Raw genomic sequence first — 20,921 nt, 5'->3', positions numbered from 1 at the left:
CACACCGCCGAATCCCGATCCCTGTGGGCCGCCGAGGAATTCGAGGGCGCTCCGGCTCGTTTTCTCCCGCGTGACAGTGACAGGTTCCGATAGGAGATGCCGGTGAGTTTCCGGTTGGCGGCATAGTACGGCGATCTGGTGCGGCCTCCGGGCGACCGCGGCCGGGGCGATGTACTGCGCGGTGGCGGACAGACGGAGGAGTCATCGAGAGGCGGCGCCGACCGGGTGACCGTTCATCCGCACAATCATTACAATCATTCAGGAGCTAGCTACCACACTGATAAACTCGGGCCATGGCGCACTCTTCCGAAGGGATGCGGTCCCGGTGACGGCCGCGCGACGCGGGCGGGTCGCCCAGCATCGGGTGGCACAGACCGTCGCCGACGAACTGCGCACCCGCATCCTGAACGGCACCGACGATTATCGGCTGCCCACCCAGGATCAGCTGGTCCAGGAATTCGGCGTGTCCTATCCCTCGATCCGGGAAGCGATCCGAATCCTGGAGACCGAGGGTCTGGTCACCGTGCGCCGCGGCAATGTCGGGGGCGCGGAGGTGCACCGCCCCGGCGAGACCTCGGCCGCCTACCACCTCGGGCTCGCGCTGCAGGGCGGCCGCGTCACGCTCCGGGATCTCGCGACCGGATTGCAAATGCTGGAACCCATGTGCGCGGCGGAATGCGCCCGGCGCGCGGACCGGCTCGATGTGGTGGTCCCGGTGCTCACGGCGAACGTCGAGAAATCGCTGGAGCTCATCGACGACGGAGTGGCGTTCACCCAGACCGCCCGGGAATTCCACGACCTGGTGGTCTCCTTCACCCCCAACGCGACGGTGCGGTATGTGGTCAGCAGCCTGGTGGCCCTGTGGTCCGCGCAGGAAGAGGCGTGGGCGGAAGCACTGACCGGCCGGGGCGAATACCCCTCGCCGGAGCAGGCCCGGGCGGCGGTGCGCACGCATCAGAAGATCGTCGACGATATCGCCTCCGGACAGGCGTCGGCCGCCGAGCACATGGCCTGCGCCCATCTGGCCGCCACCCAGGCGCTGCTGCTGGAACGGTTCGACGACGGCATCGTGAACGCGTCGTCGACACCGGCGCAGCAGGCGATCCGTTCCGCTCAGGCCGCCCGGCGCTGAGCTACAGCCGCGCCGCGGCGGGTATCTCGGTGACCGGCCCCGGCGCGAAGGCGCGGATCATGGCGTCCTGGGTGAACGAGGCGATCAGCCGACCGCTCTCGGTACTGATCTGGCCGCGGATATACGCCGTGCCCGCGCCCACATAGGTGGCTTCGTGGTGATAGCGCAGCCAGCCCTCCCAGCGCACGGGCTCGTGGAAGGTGACCGCGATTCCCATCGGCGCGGTCGACAGGGTGTGATGGGCCTGCGCGGTGCCGAGGCCCGGATGGGGCCGCAGCGCTGTGGAGATCCCCAGATGCCCGGTGAAATGGGCGAGTACGGCTCGGCGCAGCTCGTCCCGGTCCGGAACGGTCGCGTACCGCAGCCATGCGTCCACCACCGGCGGACCCACTTCGCCGGGGTCGTCGATATCGGTACTGCCGACGATACGGACCTCCCGTCCCGGCAGCGGCAGATTCGCGGCGGGGACGGCCTCCGCGGGCCCCGGTACCGCAAGACCCGCGGGAATATCGCGCCGGACCACGTCCGGCTGTGGTTCGTCGAGCAGAATCGCACAACTCACCCGCACCTTCGAATCCTGCCGGACGGTGACCGTGGCGCTCGCGAAACTGCGTCCGGTCCGGATCGGTGTCACGGTGAACTCGAGGGCGATATCGGGATCGGCCGCGGAGACGAACAGCGCGTGCGCGGTGCGCACGGTCCGGCCGGGGAGGGATTTGGCCGCGGCCACGATGCTCTGCCCGAGGATCTGGCTGCCGTCGACCACTCGTCGGCCGCCGCCGTCGCTGTCACCGGAGAAACGGGCGGGCACCGCCGGATCCGGCCGGACGTCGAATATCGCCACCATACGTGCCATCGACGACTCCGGCGCTCCGTCGGCCGGTTCCGGGGCGGGCAGGCCGGTCACCGCCGGACTCCGGTATAGCGGCCGGCGCCGATGGTCACCTCGACCGCGGCCTGATCGAACGCGATGTATCCGGCCAGCCGCGCCACCTGAGGATGCGGCTCGGGGTAGCTCCAGGCGAGCCACGGCCGGTCGCTGCCGGGCACGGTCCAGTAGCACGCCCGTCCTTTGAACGGACAGACGGTGCGCAGCTCCACGGTTTCGAGCAGGCTCAGGTCCACCGCGCCGGGCGGGAAGTACACCACCAGCCCGTGATCCTGCTCGTCCACCAGAAGGCAGGAATCGCTGCTCGCCAGCCGTTGCCCGGCGTGAACAGCGGTCATCACATTGGTGCGGGCGAGCAGCTCCACACGGTAGTCGGGGCGCTCCCGGTAGCCGGACGGGGCGGGTTCTTCGCTCATGACTCCTCCGATCTCGTTGCCGCACCGGGTATCACCGCTCGAACGGCGGCCGGGCGGAGCCTGCCGACGCCCGGGGTGAGGTTCCGCGTCGGGCTACGCCTCGGCCGCTTCGGGCGCATACCCGAGGATGCCTTTGATCTCCAGGTATTCCTCGAATCCGGCCGCACCCCATTCGCGGCCGTTACCGCTCTTCTTGTAGCCCCCGAATGGGGCGGCGAAATCGAAACCGCCGTTGATGGCGACCGATCCGGCCCGCAGGCGACGGGCGATGGCGCGAGCCCGGTCGAGGTCACGACCCGCGACGAAACCCGCGAGACCGTAATCGGTGTCGTTGGCGATATCGACGGCCTCGTCGACGGTGTCGTAACCGATGATCACCAGGACCGGCCCGAAGATCTCCTCGCGCGCGATGGTCATCTCGTTGGTGACATCGGCGAACACGGTGGGTTTGACATAGAACCCCTTCTCCAGGCCGTCCGGACGGCCGGTACCACCGGCGACGACGGTCGCGCCCTCATCGATCCCCTTCTGGATGAGGGCCTGGATCCGGTCGAACTGTGAGCCCGCGACCACCGGACCGACGGCGACCGCACCGGTGGGATCGCCGACCGTGAGGCCCTCGGTAGCGGCGCGCGCGGCCGCGACGACCTCCCGCATCCGGTTCGCGGGGACCAGCATGCGCGACGGCGCGCTGCAGGTCTGGCCCGAATTGCCCATCATATCGGCGACACCCCGGCCCACATTGGTGGCGAGATCCTCGTCGTCGAGGATGATGTTGGGCCCTTTACCGCCGAGTTCCTGCGCCACCCGCTTCACCGTGGGCGCGGCATTGCGGGCGATATCGATACCCGCGCGGGTGGAGCCGGTGAACGAGATCATATCGACCCCCGGATGCGCGGACAGCGGCACACCGACGCTCGGTCCGTCGCCCTGCACCATATTGAAGACCCCGGCCGGCACCCCCGCCGCGGCCAGCACCTCGGTGAAGATCTGCCCGGTGAACGGCGAACGCTCGGACGGTTTGAGCACCATGGTGCACCCGGTGGCCAGGGCGGGAAACACTTTCACCGCGATCAGGGCCATCGGCCAGTTCCACGGCGTGATGAGGCCGCAGACACCGATGGGTTCCTTCACGATCAGGGTGGCGCCGCGCTGCTCCTCGAACCGGTAGTTCTCCAGCACCTCGGCCGCCTGCCGCAGATGCCCGACCACGAGATCGACCTGGAACCCACCGGCCAGCCCGCTCGGAGCGCCCATCTCCTCGGTCAACGCCGCGGCGAGATCACCGGTGCGCTCGGTGTATTCGGCGCCGATGGCCCGGAACAGGTCGAGCCGTTCGGCCACCGTACCGGCGGACCACGCCGGGAATGCCGCGCGGGCCGCGGTGACGGCGGCATCCACATCGGCGGCCGACCCCACGGCCACCCGCCCGCATACCTCCTCGGTGGCGGGGTTGATCACCTCCATGGTCCGTTCCCGCACGGGCTCGGTCCACTTGCCGCCGATATAGAACCTCGGATATTCGCGCATCACTGCATCCCTTCCGCGTACCAGGTGCGGAACTCGTCGTAGCTCGGCATTTCCTCGGAATTGGCCTTCGGATCCACGGCGACGTGGACAACGCCCGGTCTACCGCTGGCGAAGGCACGTTCGACGGCGGGGGCGATCTCGGCGTCGGATTCGACGTATTCGCCGTAGCAGCCGAAGCCCTCGGCGACCTTGTCGAGCCGGGTGTCCTTGCTCCAGTGCACCGCCGTTTCGCGGGATCCGTGCCCGAAGGTGCGCTTGTACACCCCGACCTCGAGCCCCCATGCGTAGTCCACGGCGACCACGCAGACCAGCGGCAGGTTCAGCCGCGCCGCGGTCTCCAGTTCCGCGATCTGGAACTGGAACGAGGAGTCGCCGGTGATCATCAGTACCGGGCGTTTCCCGCCGTCGGCGACCGAAGCGCCCACCGCGTAGGGCAGCCCGGTACCGAGGTGACCGAAGTTCTGGTTCCAGATCACGTCGTGCGGTTTGCACTGGGTGTAGGTCCAGCCGAAGATCGTGGTGGCGCCACCGTCGCGGACCAGGATCCCGTCGGCCGGGAAATCCTTGGTGGCCTCCACGACCAGCCGGGCGGGATGGACCGGGGTACCGCCGGTGGGCGCGCTCTCGGCGAGTTCGGTGAGCCGGGAGGCGTCCTGTTCGATCCACCGCGCGAGTTCGGGGGTCGGGGTGCGCGGAGTGTTCTTCAGGGCCGCGGTGAGCTGCGGGACGATCGCCCGCAGATCGCCGACCAGCGGTACGTCGATGGGGCGGTTGACGCCGATGGCGGTGGGGTCCTGCTCGATCAGGATCCAGTTCCGCTGCTCCTCTCCGGCCGCCCAGTGCCGGCCGCGCCCGTAGTGCACGGGTTCGCCGAGTTCGGTGCCGATGGCCAGGCACAGATCGGATTCCACCACCGCCTCCACCGCCGACGGCGAGAATCCGTAGGGGAAGGTACGGTCCTCCAGTCCCGCGATGAACGAGGTGCCGCCGGAGGTCTGGATGACCGGGCAGGCCATGAGATCGGCCAGCGCCTTCACCGAGGCACCGGCCCGCGCGGTGTGTACCCCATGCCCCACCAGCAGGATCGGCTGCCGCGCCTGCCGGATGAGTTCGGCGGCGGCATCCACCTTGTCCTGGCCCGCGGTCTGGCCCACCAGGCGGTAGCGCTCCGGCGGTAGCGGCGGGGCGACCTCGAGTTCCTCCTGGATCACATGGGAGGGATATTCGATATAGACCGGGCCGGGGGTGCCCGACAGCGCCTTGCGCAGACCTTCGCGGATGACCTCGTCGGTCTGGTCGGCGTATTCGATACTGGCCGCGTATTTCACCGACGGTTCGAACAGGCCGGATTGTTTCACGAATTGGATCCGGCCCCGGCGGACCCGCTGTTCGGTGATCCGGGCGCGCTGACCGCCCAGGAAGATCACCGGCGAATTCTCCACCTTGGCGCACATCATGGCGCCGGCCATATTGGCTACGCCGGGACCGAGGGTACCGATGCACACCGCGGCCCTACCGGTCATCCGGGAGACGGCTTCGGCCATGAACCCCGCGGATTCCTCGTGATGCGGGGCCACCACGTTCCAGCCCCGTTCGTCGGCGAGGTGGAAGAGATGAACGAAATTCGGGTCCGGGATACCGAAAACGGTGTCGATTCCCTCGGCTTCGAAGAGATCCAGAATCCGTTCGTAAACTTTGACCGCCATACTCATTTTCCTCCCGTGGCCATGGCGAAACTCCGGCCGATATGGTCGCTGTGTGCCGAGGGAACGACCGGCAGCAGCCACGAATCCGTGGTGTCGCGTATTTCACCGATCCGGGCCCCGACCTCCTCGATACTCCATTCCGGCTGGTAGACACCGGGGGTTTCCGCGATATAGGCGCGCGCCACCCGTCCGGCCAGCGCCACCAGCATTTCCCCGCTGACCGAGCAGGATTCGTGGGCCAGCCAGCCCACCGCGGGCGCCACCAGTTCCGGTTCCATCGGCGGATAGTTCGAGGTATCGAGCCCGTCGGCGAGCCGGGTGATCGCCGCGGGCACGATCACATTCGATTTCACGCCGTATTCGGCGCCCTCGAGCGCCACCACATTGGACAGCCCGATCACGCCGGCCTTGGCGACGGCATAGTTGGCGACGTTCCGGTTGCCGTACAGGCCGCCGATGGAGGAGGTCAGGACGACCCGGCCGTAGCCGGCCGCGCGCATCACCGGAAATGCCGCGCGCACAACGTGGAACGCCCCGCGCAGATGGACGTCGAGTACGGAGTCGAAATCCGCGTAGCTCATCTCGGTGAGTGGAGCGGAACGCACCGTACCCGCGTTGTGGACGAGCACATCGATGCGGCCGTAGGTGTCGAGCGCGGTCGCCACGATCGCCCGGCCACCCTCCGGGGTGGCCACCGAATCGGTATTCACGACCGCCCGCCCACCGGCGGCGACGATATGTTCGGCCACCGCCCCGGCCACTTCGGCATCGCCGCCATCACCCGGGATACCGCCGCCCACATCGTTCACCACGACCGCGGCGCCCCGGGCCGCCAGTAGCAGGGCATACGCCCGCCCCAAACCGCGGCCGCCGCCGGTGACCACCGCGACGCGCCCGTCGAACCGCATCTCGGACAACGCTTCTCCCAACTCTCGGCCACGGCGTGTCATGCGCCGAGCGCCAGCCCCTCCAGGCGGCCGGTTTCCCGCCAGCTCCGCAGGATGTCCTCCAGGGCGTAGAAACCCGGCCAGTACGGTTCACCGAGATGGGAGCGGATGGTGCGCTCCCCTTCGTTGTTGTAGTAGCCGGGGGTGCATTCACGCTGGAAGTCGCTGTTGTCTACGGCGGTTTCCCGGATGGTGGCGCACCAGCGGTCCACGGCCTCGGTGGTCGGTTCCACCGTCCGCGCATCCCGGTTCAGCGCCGCACCGATGATGTAGGCGGCATGGGTGGCCTGCTGATCGAACATATCGGTGGTGCTCGCGGTGACACCGCCCTGGATGAATCCGGTGAAGAAGATGTTCGGGAAACCGTCGCTGGTGAGGCCGTGCAGGGTGCGGTAACCCCGCGACCAGTGGTCGTAGAGCGAGCGCCCGTCGCGGCCGGTGAAGGGATGGATACCGTAGCGGCGTTCGAGTCCGGTGGTGATCTCGAAACCGCTGGCGAAAACGATGCAGTCGACCTCGTGTTCCACCCCGGCCGCGATGATGCCCTTCGAGGTGATCCGTTCGACCCCCTTGGTGGCCGAGACATCGACCAGCGTCACATTGTCGCGGTTGAAGGTGGGCAGGTATTCGTCGTTGAAACACGGTCGTTTGCACAGGAATCGGTAATACGGTTTGAGCGCCGCCGCGGTCACCGGATCGTCGACGACAGCATCCACCCGCTGCCGGATCCGTTCCATCGCCCGGTAGTCCTGGATCTCCCGGATCTCGGCGAATTTCTCCGGTGTCACCTCCGCCCAGAGGTTGTTCTCGTCCAGATAGGCTTGAACATTGCGGCTGACCTCGGTCCAGCCGTCACATACCAGGTCCGGCTGGCCCGGCGCGAACGCCTCGAAGGCGGCGGTGTGGAAATTGCGGCGGCGCCGCGACTGCCAGCCCGGCCGCAACGATTCCACCCATTCGGGGTCGGTGGGGACGTTACCGCGCTCGTCGATATAGGACGGTGTGCGCTGGAAGACGTACAGATGCTCGGCGGCGCGGGCGATATGCGGGATCACCTGGACCCCGCTGGCCCCGGTCCCGATCACCGCGACCGTTTTGTCCTCGAGACCGGTGAGGCCCCCGCGCATATCTCCGCCGGTGTAGGCGTAATCCCAACGGGCGGAATGGAACATATGGCCGGTGAAATCGCTCAGGCCCGGGATACCCGGCAGTTTCGGCTTGTTGAACGGTCCCTGTGCCATCACCACGAACCGGGCACGGATATCGTCGTCCCGGTTGGTGCCGATGCGCCACCGCTCGAGCGACCCGTCCCATTCCAGGGACTTCACCATCGTGGAGAAGATCGCCTTCTCGTACAGACCGAAGTGTTTGCCTATGCGCTGTGCGTGCTCGAAGCATTCATCACCGTAGGCGTATTTCTGGGCCGGGATGTACCCGGTCTCCTCCAGCAGCGGCAGGTAACAGTAGGAGTCGGAATCACATTGGATTCCCGGATACCGGTTCCAGTACCAGGCACCGCCGAAATCGCCGCCCAGTTCGATGATCCGGAAATCCGTCACCCCGGCCCGGGTCAGCCGCGCACCCGCGATGAGACCCGCCCAGCCGCCGCCGAGGACCACCACATCGATATCCGCCGACAACGGTTCCCGGGGCGCCACCGGGGTGTAGGGGTCGCCTTCGAAGAAGCCGGTGAATCCGTCCTCGGTCACCACGTACTGCTGCTGTCCCTCCGGCCGCAGCCGCTTATCGCGTTCGGCCAGATATGTGGCCCGCAGCGCGGCATGGTCGATCTCGGGGGTCCGCGTGGGTGCGCAGTTGTTCATTCGGATTCCTCGGTGGATGGATCGGGCCGGTGGCGCCGGGATCAGGCGAGGTCGCGCGGGGCGCCGGTGCCCATGTACTTCGCGAGGTTGTGGTGCAGGTTGACGATGCTGCGCTCGCGATAGGGATTCGGTTTGGGGCCGGTGAAACCCTGGGTCTTCATACCCTGCTGCACCGCCGCCATATTGTCGAAATCCTGCGGCAGCACGGTGCGCCAGCCCGGATCGTCCTGTGGGGTGTGCACCCATTCCGTTTCCGGCTCCTCCCCTTCGGGGAAGAGTTCGTACACGGCGGCCTCGAAAATACATGTGCCCGGGTCGTCACCGTAGGGCCGGGCGCTGTAGCAGAGCATATTGTTCACCGCGTGCCCGATCTGGAAGTTCGGGAAGATCTGCCACGCGGTTCCGGCCGCCGCGACCTCGGCCGGGGATACGACCGGCCAGATGACACCGCGCTTCTCGTCGTCGGCGCGGGCCGAGGCCAGCCAGTGCTGCATGACCTCCGGGGCCGGGGTGCCCTCGGGCAGCTCGTCGACGAGCCGGCGCGCCGCCTCGACCATGGTCCAGGTGGTGTTGGTATTGGCGTTCTCCCAGGTGAAGTTCTGCAGGTCGATGGTGGATTTCCGGGCGTCGGGTCCGTGGCCGATACGGAGCTTGCCCTGGTTCTCCTCCATACCTTTCGGCGCGTCGTATCCGATATTGCTGTGTTTGCCCTGGGCCCGCGCCCAGCCCAGGAACATGCCGAAGTTCATGAACTCGGGGTGGGTGTAGGGCACGTGATAGGTCTCCATGAAGGCCTCGAGCGCGACCTTCCAGTTGCAGTCGAATACCAGCCAGCGCCGCCACCGATAGCGCATGTTCTCCAGGTGGAAGGGGTCGAGCAGGGTGGCCGCGGGTTCCAGGTAGTCGCGCAGGCTCTCCGTGCCGTCGGGATCCGGGTTGATCCAGATCCAGCCACCCCAGGTGTCCACCCGCACATCGACGAGGCCGTCGTTGCGTTCGGTGAGCCCGCACGGCCAGTCCTCGCGCTCGGGTACGAACGTGTTCCGGCCTTCGAGGTCGTAGCGCCAACCGTGGAAACCGCAGACGAACTGCTTCTTACGGCCCTTGGCGTTACGTTCGCCCGGCGGGGTGTCGATCAGCCGGCGGCCGCGATGGGCGCACACATTGTGGTAGGCGCGGATCGTATCGGGTGCGGTGCGCACGATGACGAACGAATCGTCGAGGATCTCGTAGGTGAGGTAGTCGCCGACGCGGGGGATCTCCTCGACCCGGCCGATCTGCTGCCACACCTTGCGCCACAGCTTGTCCCGTTCGGCCGCGGCGTATTCCGGGCTCAGATACGCCTCCACCCCGATCGTCATCGGTGCGGACAGCGGTTCGGTGTTCGTGGCGATATCGTCGACGGTTTCGCTCATGGCGTTCTCCCACCCCGGGGCCGGGGACAGTCGGTGTCGGTGCGGTACATATCGGTGGCTAGGTGGTGATGGCGGCGCGGAAACCCTCGTCCTTCAGGAACAGCGAGGTGTTGTCGGCGCCCAGATGCGTCCATTTCAGGTTCAGTCCCCCGTCGACCAGGATCGTCTGACCGGTGATGTAGGACGACAACCGCGAGAGCAGGAACAGCACGGCACCGGCCTGCTCCTCGGGGCGGCCGCGCCGCCCCATCGCGATGGCGCGCCGGTCGCGGTCCGCGTCTTCGTCGACGTAGGTCCCCGACGCGGGGGTTTCGGTGACACCCGGTGCGACGGCGTTCACCCGGATATCGCGCAGTGCCAGTTCGACCGCCAGGGTGCGGGTGGTGGCGGCCAGCGCGGCTTTCGCGGTGCCGTAGGCGATGTGGAAGGGGGCGGTGTTCATCCCGCTGATGGAGGACAGCGAGACAATGGATCCCGGCCGGCCCCGGCCGGCGATCTCGGCGGCCACGGCCTGGCTCATGAAGAACATCGATTCGAGGTTCTGCTGGAACAGCGCGCGCCAGTCCGCCCGCGTCACCCGGGTGGCCGGCATCCAGGTGGCGGGGGCGGCGCCCCCGGCGATGTTCACCAGGCCGTAGAGGTCGCCGCCGGCCCGGCCGGCGGCCCGCAGCACGGTGGCGATTCCTTCGTCGGTGGCGGCGTCGGCCTGCACCGGGATCACCTTCAGTCCCTCTGCCGCCAGGGGTCCGACGTATTTCGCGAGGTTCTCCGCGCCCCGGCTCACACCCAGGACCGTCGCGCCCGCCTGCGCGACCAGTCTGGTCACCGCGGTGCCGATTCCGCCGCCGCCCGCACCGGATACGATCACCACGCGACCGGCCAGGCCGAAGAAGTCGCCGGTCATGGTTGCCCGTCCTTCCGGAACGCGAGCACACTGCCCTCGGCGTCGGCGGAGACATAGAGGGTTCCGTCCGCCGCGGCGGCGATCCCGGCGAACGGCCCCTGGGGGCCCGAGAACGGCGGCATGCCCAGCAGCGGTTTCGGAACGACCCCGGGCGGGGCACCCACCGGTAGGTTCCAGGCCAGTACCTCGCGCGCCTTGGTATCCAGATCGACCGCGACAAGAGTTTTCGCACCGGAATCGACGATCAGCAGCCGGGAGCCGCGAACGAGGATGCCCTGCGGGGTGTCCAGCCCGTCGACCACCGTGTCCACCCCGGCGGGTGTCACCGAAACGATCCGGCCCGCACCGGATTCGGCGACCAGGCAGGTACCGCCCGCGGTGAAGGCGAGGCCGAGGGGGCCGGCGAGCCCCGTGGCCAGTATCTCGAAGCCGCCGCTGCCGGTGACCCCGATGACCCGGCCGGTGCCGAACTCCGCGGCGACCGTCCGGCCCCCGGGCCCGGTCTCTATCCCGTACAGCTGATCGAACGGCGCTTCCCCGCCGGCCAGGATTTCGCTCTCCCCGGCGGCGGGCCGCCAGCGGGTGATCTGGCCGCCGGAGGTGGTGACGACGAATTCGCCGGGCCCCGTGGCGGTCACCCCGCGGATGAATCCCGGGTAGGCCGGACCGAACAGCATGCCCACGGTTTCGAGACCGTCGGGCCCGGCGGCGTAGAAATAGGTGCCGTCGGCGACGAACAGGGTGCCGTCGGGGCCCACGGTGAGATCCAGCGGCCAGTTCAGCCCGCCCGGCAGGGTGGTGCGGGTGCTCCCGTCGGATCGGATCTCGGTGATCTCACCGGTGAAATGGGAGACGAAGAGCCGGCCGTCCACCAGCGTGCAGTTGTCCAGGCCCGGACCGAGATCCGCCAGTACCGTCTTCTCGCCGGTGCGTGGATCGATGCGCAGCACCTGGCCGGATGCCACCTGGGTCGACACGATGTATCCCGCGGAATCGAATTTCACCGAGTCCGGTACGCCGAGATCACCGGCGACCCGCTCGGGTTCGCCGCCGTCGGGATGGACCCGCCAGATTTCGTTGGTGCCCATCACGGGGTAGTAGAGCAACCCGTCGGGGCCGACCTCCATGGCATTGGGCTGGGCCAGGTTCTCCAGCAGGATGCGCGGCGTACCGCCGTCCAACGGCAGTTCCATGAGGCGTCCACCGGGCCGGCATTCGTTGACGAAAAGCCGGCCCCGGTACACCGTGATGCCGTTGGCGCTGGGCAGATCCGCGCGCAGCAACCGTGTGGTGCCGTCGGTGTGGCGGACGCTGACACGACCGTCCATCACCTCGGTCGCGTACAGATTTCCGGCGGGGTCGAAAGCGCAGTCGTCGGGTGCGACGATATCGCCGCCCTTGGCGCTGATGGTTTCGAGTGCGCCGGTGTCGATATCGAGGGCGCTGATCTGGCTTCCGGTCACCTGGGCGATGTAGATCCGGCCGTCCGGCCCCGTGCGCAGCCCGTTGGCGCCGAACAACCGGCTCGGTGGCGTGACGCGCCGCTGGCTCCAGCCCGCCGCGAGCCCGATCGATCGGCCGCCTCGATAGCGGGCCTCCTGCTGCAACATTCCGACTGACTCCCAACCGACCCGGCCGCTGGCGTTGATCCGCCCCGATGTCGCGGACTTGTAAGGAATCTAACGCCCTATACCTACAAGTGCAACAAGTATTGCAATCTTTGTAAGGATGAAAGAAACCTGACGCGGGCCGCAACGGGCATACCCGAGCGCTACCGCGAACCGGCGTACGCCGACCCGGCATCACCAGCGAGAATACCATTCTCAATTCGGGAAATATTCGATTCGGGCGAGATTGCGGAGCACCTCGCCGCGCGAGGGCCACCGGCGTAGCGGTCACAGCCGGGCCAGGCACGCACCCGGCCCACTCCCCCGGATGCTTCCCGGACCCGAGCCCATACCGGCCCGCGGTTCTCCGGTTGCCACGACGGCAGCTGTGGTGGCCGCCGCGCCACTCCGGCCGGAATTCGGTTGCCTCGCTCGCCCTTCCGTCGAAGATGGTCGCCATGGACATACCGAAGGTGACCTTGCGGAAAATGACGGAAGCGGAGTACGAACAGGCCACGCGGCATCGCGAAGCCGAAGGCGCCCGGGAACTCGGCAGGTTCATGCCCGCGGACGAGGCATGGAAGCGGGCACGACAGGGCACGGCCCACTTCCTGCCCGCCGGACGCGATACCGAAGGACACCATCTCGTCGTCGCCGAGAACGAGGACGGCGAGGTGGTCGGTGACGCATGGGTCGGGCCCGACCCCCAGGCCACCACCGGCACGGCGGATTCCGCCTGGCTCTACGACATCGACGTACACGAACCGTTCCGGCGCCGAGGCTACGGTTCGGCGATCCTCGCCGCCGTCGAACGGCTGGTGGCGGATGGGGGCGGCACCCGGCTCGGCCTGAACGTGGTGGGCGACAACGCGGCGGCCATCGCGCTGTACCGCCGCAGCGGGTACCGGATCTCGTCGATCCATATGGACAAGGAACTCGGCTCCCCGTGACCGATCGCCGGCCCGTGGGTCGCCCGGCCGTACGAGCACACCGGAACACTCACTTCGACATGGCCTTCAGGACTGCTGTGGCGGCATCGGCCACGGCCACGTCGGCGGGGGCGGCAGTGGGGTAGCCGATGGTGGAGCGGCTGAATATCACCAGCACGAACGAGCGCCCGGTGGGACCCCATACCACCCCGGCGGCGTTCGCGGCACCGTAGCTGCCGCCACCGGCTTTGTCGGCCGCGACCCAGCCCAGCGGTAGGCCCGCACGTATCCGTTCCCGCGAGGTGACGCTCGAGCGCAACCACCCGGTGAGCATGCGGCGATGCACCGTGTCCAGGGCACCGCCGAGGAGCAGCTGATGGTAGCCGGTCGCGAGGGCCGCGGCGGTGCTGGTGTCGCGCGGATCGCCGGGGGTGGCCTCGTTCAGCGTGGGTTCCCAGCGATCCAGCCGGGTTTCGGTATCGCCGACGGTACGTGCCAGATCGGTGACCGCGCGCGGCCCGCCCAGGCGGCGCAACAGCATATTGGCGGCGGTACCGTCGCTGCGCACGAGCGCGGCGCGGCTCAACTCGTACCAGCTCAACGTCTCACCGGCGTGGTAGCTCGTGGTCGGCGAGTTCGGCACGATGTTCTCGGGATCGATCGGCACCCGTTCGTTCAGATCCAGCTCCCCGCGTTCGGCGAGCCGCAGAACAGCGGCCACCGCGTACACCGTGAAGACCGAGCCCATCCCGAACCGGTCCCCGGCATTCCAGTGAAAGGTCTTGCCCCGCGCGGGTTCGTACGCGGCGATCCCGTACCGGACGTCGTACCGATCCTCGAGCGTGAGCAACGTAGTGCCCAACTCCGCGATCTCCGGTGCGTCGGCGGCCGATGTGGCCGAGTTCCCGGTGGTGCCGGTATCGGCCCCGCAGGCGCCGGTGATCAGGGCGGCGACCACCAGCACGATCGCCGACAACCGGCGGCCCACCGGCATGCGGTATGCGGATCGGATCGGTTTCACACCCGCAGCACACACCGCCCCGGCGAACGGCGCCAATATCCGACACTCCCGCATGTCATTCACATTTGATATAGATACAGCTCAATCCCTGTTTCGGTATCGGACCAGGCCCGCGAATCGGCAGGTGGACCGACTCACGAACGCCCGCTGGTTCAATATCGCTATGGACCTGATCCGCCATCTCGGCTATTTCGTCGCCATCGCCGATGAGGGGCATTTCGGGCGGGCGGCCACCGCCCTGGATATGACACAGCCACCGCTGTCCCAGGGCCTGCGCCGGCTCGAGACCAAGCTCGGCGTCGAACTCGTACACCGCACCCGGCAGGGGGCGGTGCTGACCGCGGCCGGCCGCCAGCTCCTGCCCCGGGCCCGGCTGCTGGTCGACGACGCCGAACGGTTTCTCGCCGAAGCCGAGCGGATCGCCCGGACCCGTGGCACAGTGCACTGGGGCGCGACCGCGGCGCTCCCCGATCGGATCGTCACCGCCTGCGTCACCGTTCTGCGCACCGGGAAGACCACCGGCGCCGCGGTGTCCACCACAGTGGGCGGCACCGTCGATCTGGTGGCGGCGGTGCGTTCCGGACTCTGCGATGTGGCGGTGATCGAACATCCGGCACTGGTGGACGGTGTCGAGGCCCGGCCCGTGGTGAAACTACCGCGCTGGGTCGTGGTCCCCGCCGACCATCGCAGCGCCACGAGCCGACGCCCGGCCTTCCCGATGCTGGCCGGCCTCGGTTATGCCACCTATCCGCGCGCCGCCAATCCGCCTGCCTCCGACACGGTCCGGGACCTGCTACGCGAACGGGGCCTGGACGCACCGGCCGTTACGGTGCACGACGATCGCGCGGTGCTCGCCGCGGTCGCCGCGGGAGCGTGCTTCGGTCTCACCACCACTCCGCCGTCGCATATCCCCGGTGTCGCGTGGCTGCGGATGGCACCGCAGACGGTGGCGTTGCGCTGCCGGGTGATCCACCGCCCCGGCGCCGAGGGCCAGGCGGATGCCCTGGACGGGGTGCTGTACCGGGAACGCCTGCGGTGACCGCGGCCGAACGGATCCGGGCGGTATTCGCCGACGCGGGGTGCACCGGGCGGCTGCACGCCCGCCGCTGCGACGGCACTGCCGAGGAGATCTCCATCGGCGGGTACGAGCGGGTGGTCACCGCATCGGTCTACAAACTGCCGCTCCTCCTTGCCTACTGCCGCGCCGTGGACGCCGGCCGGTTGGATCCGCTCGCCCGGTTGACCTTGAACCCGGCCGATTGCACCCCCGGACCGACCGGGATCTCCGCCCTGCACGATCCGGTCACCATGAGCCGCCGTGATCTGGCGACCTCCATGATGACGGTGTCCGACAACGCCGCCGCGGATCTGCTGCTCGGCGAGATCGGCCTGACCGCGGTACACGAACTACTGGACTCGCTGGGTCTCACGGCCACTCGTCTCATCGGGGGGACGGCGGATATCCAGCGCAGCCTGGTCCGGGATACCGATACGCACAGCACGGTCGAGGCTTTCGCCGCGCTCACCGACAACGACGAGGCGTGGACCGTCTCCGCGTACGATCCCGCCTATACGAGCGCCACCACGCCGGAGGAGATGACCCGGCTGCTGTCCGCCGTCTGGCGGGGGCGGGTGGTGTCGCCGGAGCAGACGGATTTCGTCAGGGCGGTGATGCGACGCCAGGTCTGGCCGCACCGGATCGCCGCCGGTTTCCCGCATCGCGGGGTGGCGGTGGCGGGAAAGACCGGGACCATCGGCATCATTCGCAACGAGGTCGCCGTCGTCGAGTTCCCGCGCGAATATCCGGTCGCGGTGGCGGTGTTCACCCGCGCCGCCCGGGCCGACCCGGCGCTCCCGGCGGTCGACGCCGCCATTGCCGAAGGCGCTCGTATCGCCGTCACCGAACTGCGCCGGACCCTGCCCCTCGAGTGATGTCCGTCTCGGAACCTCGGGAGACCCATCCCACTTCCGGCAGACGGTATGCTCCCGCCCACAGGTGGCGACCGGCCCGGCATCGGCACCCCGATCCGATAGCGTCCGATACCGGAGAAGCCCGGCCGGTCGAGTGACGATTCGTATCGAATTTCCTTGTGCGACAATGCTTTAGAAAATCAGACCGTCGCCGGATCCTTCGCTGTTCACAAGACGGAAACCGGCGCCCGGCCGCCCGCCCGAGGTATCACCGATACGCTCACAAGGGCCGGAAAACCCCGCCGATCCGCGTTCCAGCCGAGCACGAAAGCTCCCAATGGTGGGAAATTATTGGATACCTGCCGGTCGGATGCCGATACCATTTCAGCCATGATCAGTGGTCAAGTGTTGGAAATCGGATCGCCGTCGGCCCCCGAGAACGCCGAACGAGGTGCGAACCGGTCCAGCGGAACCCCGGCCGTCGATGCGGAGCCTGCGTTAACCCTCATCCAGTACCAATTGCCGCTGGAAGCGGCCCACGACGAAGCCGAGGAACTGCGTCAGCCCAAGGTCCCGCTCGCCGTTGCGGCGATGATGGGAATGTTGATCATCGCCCTCCTGGTATCGACCTGCGGTAAACAGGACGACGGTGATCGGCGCTCGCGGCCGATCCCGCCGTCGGCGACGGCGCAGCAGTAAGCGCTCCGCCGCGCGCCGTCACTTCAGCATCGACCCGCAATCCACGGGCAGGGTTACGCCGGTGAGGTAGCGGGCCTCGTCCGAAGCCAGATACAGCACGGCATTGCTGATATCGATCGGATCCACCCACGGCACCGGAAGAGTGTGGAACATCTGGCAGATCGGCGCCATATCGTCGGCGGTGGGGTTCTCCAGATCGGGACGGAACATCTTGAACGTCTTCTCGTTCATGATCATCGCGGTGCTCACATGGGTGGGATGCACCGAGTTGACCCGGATCGAGTGCTGACCCAATTCCACCGCGAACGCCCGCATCAGGCCCACGACACCGTGTTTGGCGGCGACGTAGTGGCCGGTCTGCGGATAGGCCTTGAGGCCACCGACCGAGCTGGTGAGCACGATCGAACCGCCCCGGCCGCCCTCCAGGATATGCGGGACACCGGCTTTCACCGATTTCCACACACCGCTGAGGTTGACGTCGATCATGTCCTGCCAGACCTGTTCATCGGTCTCGGCCAGGGTGTCGCCGCCACTGGCGATCCCGGCGTTGGCGACGATGATATCCAGTCTGCCCAGCTCCCCCACGGCTTCGGCGAGCGAGGCCCGCAGCGCGGCGGAATCGCGGACATCGACCTCGGCGGTGACGATCCGGCGGCCGGTCTTCTTCACCAGTTCCTCGGTTTCGGCGAGATCCTCCGGAGTGGCCAGCGGGATCTCCACCGTATCGATCGTTTTACAGATGTCGACGGCGATGATGTCGGCGCCCTCTTCGGCCAGCCGTACGGCATGGCTGCGACCCTGACCGCGTGCCGCGCCGGTGATGAAGGCGACCTTGCCTTCGACCCGTCCGGTCATGACTACCTCTTTTCCCGGTTCCAGCAGTAGGAGAACTGGATCCTGTCGTGGTGGTGGGTTTTCAGGAGTTCGGCGTGTAGGTGAGGTGCAGTTCGGTCAGGCCGCGCAGGATGAACGTCGGCTCGAAGGTGAACCGGGGATCCTCGGCGGAGCCGTGCTTTTCCGGGTCGAGCCGGATATCGAGCATCCGGTCCAGAATCCGCTCCAGCGAGACCCGGCCCTCCACACGTGCCAGCGGACTGCCGGGGCAGGTGTGCACCCCGCGGCCGAAGGCCATGTGTTCGCGGAAATTGGGACGGTCCAGATCGAATTCGTGCGGATTATCGAAACGGCGCGGGTCGCGGTTGGCGGCGCCCGGGCACACCATCACCAAAGAACCGGCCGGCAGTGCCACCTCACCGATCTCCACCGGCTTCTTCGCCAGCCGGAATCCGCTTTTCACCGGCGCCTGCATCCGCAGTGTCTCCTCGATGAAAACCGGGATCCTGCTCCGGTCGGCGCGCAGCGCGTCCTGCAGATCGGGCCGGACCGTCATGAACTGCATCGCGCTGCCGAGCAGTTTGGCGGTGGTCTCCTGACCCGCCCCGAACAGGAACGTCGCGGTACGAACCACGTCGATGACCTCCGGGGTCGAGCCGTCGGGATATTTCGCCCGGGCCAGTGAGGTCAGTACATCGTCCTGCGGGTTGCGACGACGATCGGAGATGAGCTCACCGAACAGGTTGTCCAGCCACTCCAGCGGATTCGTGGGCACGATCTCCTTGTCGATCGACCCCACGGTGGGCCCGCCGGCGAGGTTGACGCGCAGTTCCTCGTGATACTCCTCCGGAACGCCGAGCAGGTCGGCGATCACGAGCAGGGTGAAGACCTTGGCGTAGGCGGAGAGGAATTCACAGCGGCCGTCGTCGATGAACTCGTCGAGCTGTTTGTCGGCGAGTTTCCACATGAACTCCTCGTTCTCCTTCAGCCGCGAGGGCACGAGAAGTTTGTTGAGCAGCGACCGGGCGGCGGTGTGGTCCGGCGGGTCCATGGTGACCATGTGCTCGTACATCGGCAGCTGGGTCCGGTGCCGCGCGATCTGGGCGGTGATGTCGTCGCCCTCGGGGGTGAACGGCAGCGGCGGGAACGGGCCACCCACAGCGATACACGAGGAGAAGGTGTCCGAATCGCGCAGGACGTCAGTGGCCTCCTGGTATCCGGTGACCGCCCAGACACCGTAGTGGGGTTCCCGGGTCACCGGGCATTTGGCGCGCAGATGGTCGTAGTAGGGATGGGGATCCGGCACCAGCGAGGGGTCGGTGAAGTAGTCGACCGTATCGAAATCGGTCACGGGAACCTCCTGATATCAGCAGAATCTGTCGCCGGCCGGGGACAACCGGTCGATACCGGCTCGGTCGCGCCGCGGCCCGCTCGCCGCCGCGATACCTGCCACCGGGCGCGCGTGCCGCCGTCGCGAATTCCCCACGGCAGCCTCCTCGCGCCGGACCACACCACACCCCGGGCGCCGACCGGGAGGACCCCTGCTGAGCGACCGCTCAGGTGTGATGCTGAGCACATGCTTAGCATGGGCGACGGGAGGACGTCAACACTCCGTGGCCGCGGGATACGATCCCCGGTGACCCGATGACCGGCGTCACCACGCGGAAATCCTGGAGGAGGCCGAAACATGTCATCACCCCGGCGGCTCGGCGCGCCCGACGCCAAGAACCGCGGCGTCCTGATGGATTCCGCGGAACAGCTGATGCTGGAAAAGGGCTGGGCGGCGGTGACCTCGCGCCGGATCGCCGAGCACGCCGGACTCAAACCGCAATTGGTGCACTACTACTTCCGGTCCATGGACGAGTTGTTCCTGGAACTCTTCCGCCGCCGGGCCGACGAGGGTCTCGAAACCCTGACGCGGGTGCTGAAATCCGATCGCCCCCTGCATGCGCTGTGGAAATTCAGCACGGACACCACGGCGGCGCGGTTCACCATGGAGTTCGTAGGGCTGGCCAATCACCGGTCGGCGATCCGGACCGAAGTGGTCCGTTACTCCGAACGGTTCCGCGCGGCACAGACCGAGGCACTGGCCCGATTGCTCGGCGAGTACGGCGTCGATACGAACCGCTTTCCGGCCGAGGTGCTCTCGGTACTGATGACGAGTTCGGCCCGGATGGTGGTCCTCGAACAGGCACTGGGTATGACGGCGGGCCACGCCGAAACCTTCGCGTTCGCGGAGCGGGAGATCGATCTCCTGGAGAACACGCTCTCGCCGTAAGCGGCCCCGTATCACGAGCTCACCTCCTCCGATTCAGCACCCGGTCCGCCGCAGCCCAGTGCGCGTCGGACACCCAGAGCCGAGCGAAGGCCGCCACCGCCTCTTCCCGGCTCGCGCCGGAGACGACCCGTTTGATCTCCCCTGCGGCCGGGGTGGCCAGCGCGGCCGCCAGAGCACGCCACCCCGCGGCGAAATCCGCGCGCGGCAGTACCCGATCGATCAGGCCCAGGCGTTCGGCGTCGGTGGCGGACACGAGCTCCCCCGTACCCGCCAGAAGCAGCGCCCGGCCGTGGCCCACCAGCCGTGCCAGCCGTTCGGCTCCGCCCCACGCCGGCATGATCGCCAGAGCCACCTGGTTGAACCCGATGGCGATATCGTCCGCGGCGATCCGGATATCCGCGGCCACCGCGACCTCGGCGCCACCCCCCAGCGCATGCCCGTTCAGCGCGGCGATCACCGGTCCCGGGAAGCGGGCGAGCTTATCGCACACCTCCCGCATCCGGTTCGCCATGGCGGCCGCCTGCTCCTCGGTCCGCAACGCGGCCAGCTCGCGGAGATCTCCCCCGGAAACGAACGCGCGATCGCCCGCTCCGGTGATGACGAGGGCCCGGGCACCGGCCGCGCCGTCGATCGCCTTCGCCAGCTCGTCCATCGTGTCCGGGGCCAGCGCGTTGCGCGCATGCGGCCGGTTGACGGTGACGACGGCCAGACCGTCCGCCCGTTCGAGCTCGATCACAACTTGTTCTCCTCGACGGAAATGTGATTCTCTTAGCTAGAGAACAATATACTTTCCCGCCGGTTTCCGGCGGCGGATCGGGAGTTCCAGATGCCGTATCCAGGGCGCACGAACGACGGCCCCCCAGAGCCACGCTCCGCTACC

Annotated in this window: 19 protein-coding genes; 6 read left to right on the top strand and 13 right to left on the bottom strand. The window is 67.7% G+C overall.

Annotated elements, in window-relative coordinates; translation table 11 throughout:
* Positions 1 to 325: 325 nt before the first annotated feature.
* Positions 326 to 1,132, top strand: coding sequence for a FadR/GntR family transcriptional regulator (locus ACYR7D_RS17525; RefSeq protein ID WP_459545651.1), 807 nt, complete (start codon positions 326 to 328; stop codon positions 1,130 to 1,132).
* Position 1,133: 1 nt separating this feature from the next.
* Here the strand turns inward: ACYR7D_RS17525 and ACYR7D_RS17520 are convergent, their stop codons facing one another.
* From ACYR7D_RS17520 to ACYR7D_RS17480, 9 genes are all read right to left on the bottom strand, one after another.
* Positions 1,134 to 2,039 (bottom strand): acyl-CoA thioesterase, encoded by a 906-nt coding sequence (locus ACYR7D_RS17520; protein WP_459545650.1) that lies wholly within the window; start codon positions 2,037 to 2,039, stop codon positions 1,134 to 1,136.
* Positions 2,036 to 2,437 carry a DUF427 domain-containing protein gene (locus ACYR7D_RS17515; RefSeq protein ID WP_459545649.1) on the bottom strand — a complete coding sequence of 134 codons (402 nt, stop codon included), beginning with the start codon at positions 2,435 to 2,437 and terminating at the stop codon, positions 2,036 to 2,038. Before ACYR7D_RS17515 ends, ACYR7D_RS17520 begins: the two co-directional genes overlap by 4 nt.
* A gap of 93 nt (positions 2,438 to 2,530) precedes the next feature.
* Positions 2,531 to 3,967: an aldehyde dehydrogenase family protein gene (locus ACYR7D_RS17510; protein WP_459545648.1), complete on the bottom strand. Its 1,437-nt coding sequence runs from the start codon at positions 3,965 to 3,967 to the stop codon at positions 2,531 to 2,533.
* Complete coding sequence (locus ACYR7D_RS17505) at positions 3,967 to 5,673, bottom strand: thiamine pyrophosphate-binding protein (RefSeq protein WP_459545647.1); 1,707 nt, start codon at positions 5,671 to 5,673, stop codon at positions 3,967 to 3,969. The genes ACYR7D_RS17510 and ACYR7D_RS17505 overlap by 1 nt, the downstream gene beginning before the upstream one ends.
* Positions 5,674 to 5,675: 2 nt before the next feature.
* Positions 5,676 to 6,590, bottom strand: a complete 915-nt coding sequence (locus ACYR7D_RS17500) for an SDR family NAD(P)-dependent oxidoreductase (protein WP_459545646.1) — start codon at positions 6,588 to 6,590, stop codon at positions 5,676 to 5,678.
* Between the two features lie 29 nt (positions 6,591 to 6,619).
* Positions 6,620 to 8,443 (bottom strand): flavin-containing monooxygenase, encoded by a 1,824-nt coding sequence (locus tag ACYR7D_RS17495; protein ID WP_459545645.1) that lies wholly within the window; start codon positions 8,441 to 8,443, stop codon positions 6,620 to 6,622.
* A gap of 41 nt (positions 8,444 to 8,484) precedes the next feature.
* A complete protein-coding gene (locus ACYR7D_RS17490) occupies positions 8,485 to 9,858 on the bottom strand; it encodes an aromatic ring-hydroxylating oxygenase subunit alpha (RefSeq protein WP_459545644.1) in 1,374 nt (457 codons plus the stop codon).
* A 58-nt stretch (positions 9,859 to 9,916) separates the two neighbouring features.
* The gene (locus ACYR7D_RS17485) at positions 9,917 to 10,762 is read right to left on the bottom strand and encodes an SDR family NAD(P)-dependent oxidoreductase (protein WP_459545643.1); all 846 of its coding nucleotides are present in this window, start codon (positions 10,760 to 10,762) and stop codon (positions 9,917 to 9,919) included.
* Positions 10,759 to 12,372, bottom strand: a complete 1,614-nt coding sequence (locus tag ACYR7D_RS17480; RefSeq protein WP_459545642.1) for an SMP-30/gluconolactonase/LRE family protein — start codon at positions 12,370 to 12,372, stop codon at positions 10,759 to 10,761. Before ACYR7D_RS17480 ends, ACYR7D_RS17485 begins: the two co-directional genes overlap by 4 nt.
* 455 nt (positions 12,373 to 12,827) lie before the next feature.
* Between ACYR7D_RS17480 and ACYR7D_RS17475 the strand changes: the two genes are divergently transcribed.
* Entirely contained in the window at positions 12,828 to 13,319 is a 492-nt protein-coding gene (locus tag ACYR7D_RS17475) for a GNAT family N-acetyltransferase (RefSeq protein ID WP_459545641.1), read from the top strand.
* Between the two features lie 49 nt (positions 13,320 to 13,368).
* Here the strand turns inward: ACYR7D_RS17475 and bla are convergent, their stop codons facing one another.
* Positions 13,369 to 14,319, bottom strand: coding sequence for a class A beta-lactamase (gene bla / locus ACYR7D_RS17470; RefSeq protein WP_459545640.1), 951 nt, complete (start codon positions 14,317 to 14,319; stop codon positions 13,369 to 13,371).
* Positions 14,320 to 14,482: 163 nt separating this feature from the next.
* Between bla and ACYR7D_RS17465 the strand changes: the two genes are divergently transcribed.
* From ACYR7D_RS17465 to ACYR7D_RS17455, 3 genes are all read left to right on the top strand, one after another.
* The gene (locus tag ACYR7D_RS17465) at positions 14,483 to 15,358 is read left to right on the top strand and encodes a LysR family transcriptional regulator (protein WP_459550200.1); all 876 of its coding nucleotides are present in this window, start codon (positions 14,483 to 14,485) and stop codon (positions 15,356 to 15,358) included.
* Positions 15,355 to 16,251, top strand: a complete 897-nt coding sequence (locus ACYR7D_RS17460) for a serine hydrolase (RefSeq protein WP_459545639.1) — start codon at positions 15,355 to 15,357, stop codon at positions 16,249 to 16,251. The genes ACYR7D_RS17465 and ACYR7D_RS17460 overlap by 4 nt, the downstream gene beginning before the upstream one ends.
* A gap of 369 nt (positions 16,252 to 16,620) precedes the next feature.
* Positions 16,621 to 16,929 (top strand): hypothetical protein, encoded by a 309-nt coding sequence (locus ACYR7D_RS17455; RefSeq protein ID WP_459545638.1) that lies wholly within the window; start codon positions 16,621 to 16,623, stop codon positions 16,927 to 16,929.
* 18 nt (positions 16,930 to 16,947) lie between these two features.
* Here the strand turns inward: ACYR7D_RS17455 and ACYR7D_RS17450 are convergent, their stop codons facing one another.
* A complete protein-coding gene (locus ACYR7D_RS17450) occupies positions 16,948 to 17,784 on the bottom strand; it encodes a mycofactocin-coupled SDR family oxidoreductase (RefSeq protein WP_459545637.1) in 837 nt (278 codons plus the stop codon).
* A 61-nt stretch (positions 17,785 to 17,845) separates the two neighbouring features.
* On the bottom strand, positions 17,846 to 19,114 hold the full coding sequence (locus tag ACYR7D_RS17445) for a cytochrome P450 (protein ID WP_459545636.1): 1,269 nt from the start codon (positions 19,112 to 19,114) through the stop codon (positions 17,846 to 17,848).
* Positions 19,115 to 19,450: 336 nt separating this feature from the next.
* Between ACYR7D_RS17445 and ACYR7D_RS17440 the strand changes: the two genes are divergently transcribed.
* Entirely contained in the window at positions 19,451 to 20,041 is a 591-nt protein-coding gene (locus tag ACYR7D_RS17440; RefSeq protein ID WP_459545635.1) for a TetR/AcrR family transcriptional regulator, read from the top strand.
* Positions 20,042 to 20,060: 19 nt separating this feature from the next.
* On the opposite strand, the gene ACYR7D_RS17435 is transcribed toward ACYR7D_RS17440, so the two are convergent.
* Positions 20,061 to 20,777: an enoyl-CoA hydratase/isomerase family protein gene (locus tag ACYR7D_RS17435; protein WP_459545634.1), complete on the bottom strand. Its 717-nt coding sequence runs from the start codon at positions 20,775 to 20,777 to the stop codon at positions 20,061 to 20,063.
* Positions 20,778 to 20,921: the final 144 nt, after the last annotated feature.

This window comes from Nocardia sp. X0981, assembly GCF_977089955.1.
Note: the sequence above shows the minus strand (reverse complement) of the source record. Positions and strands in the feature narration are given on the sequence as shown.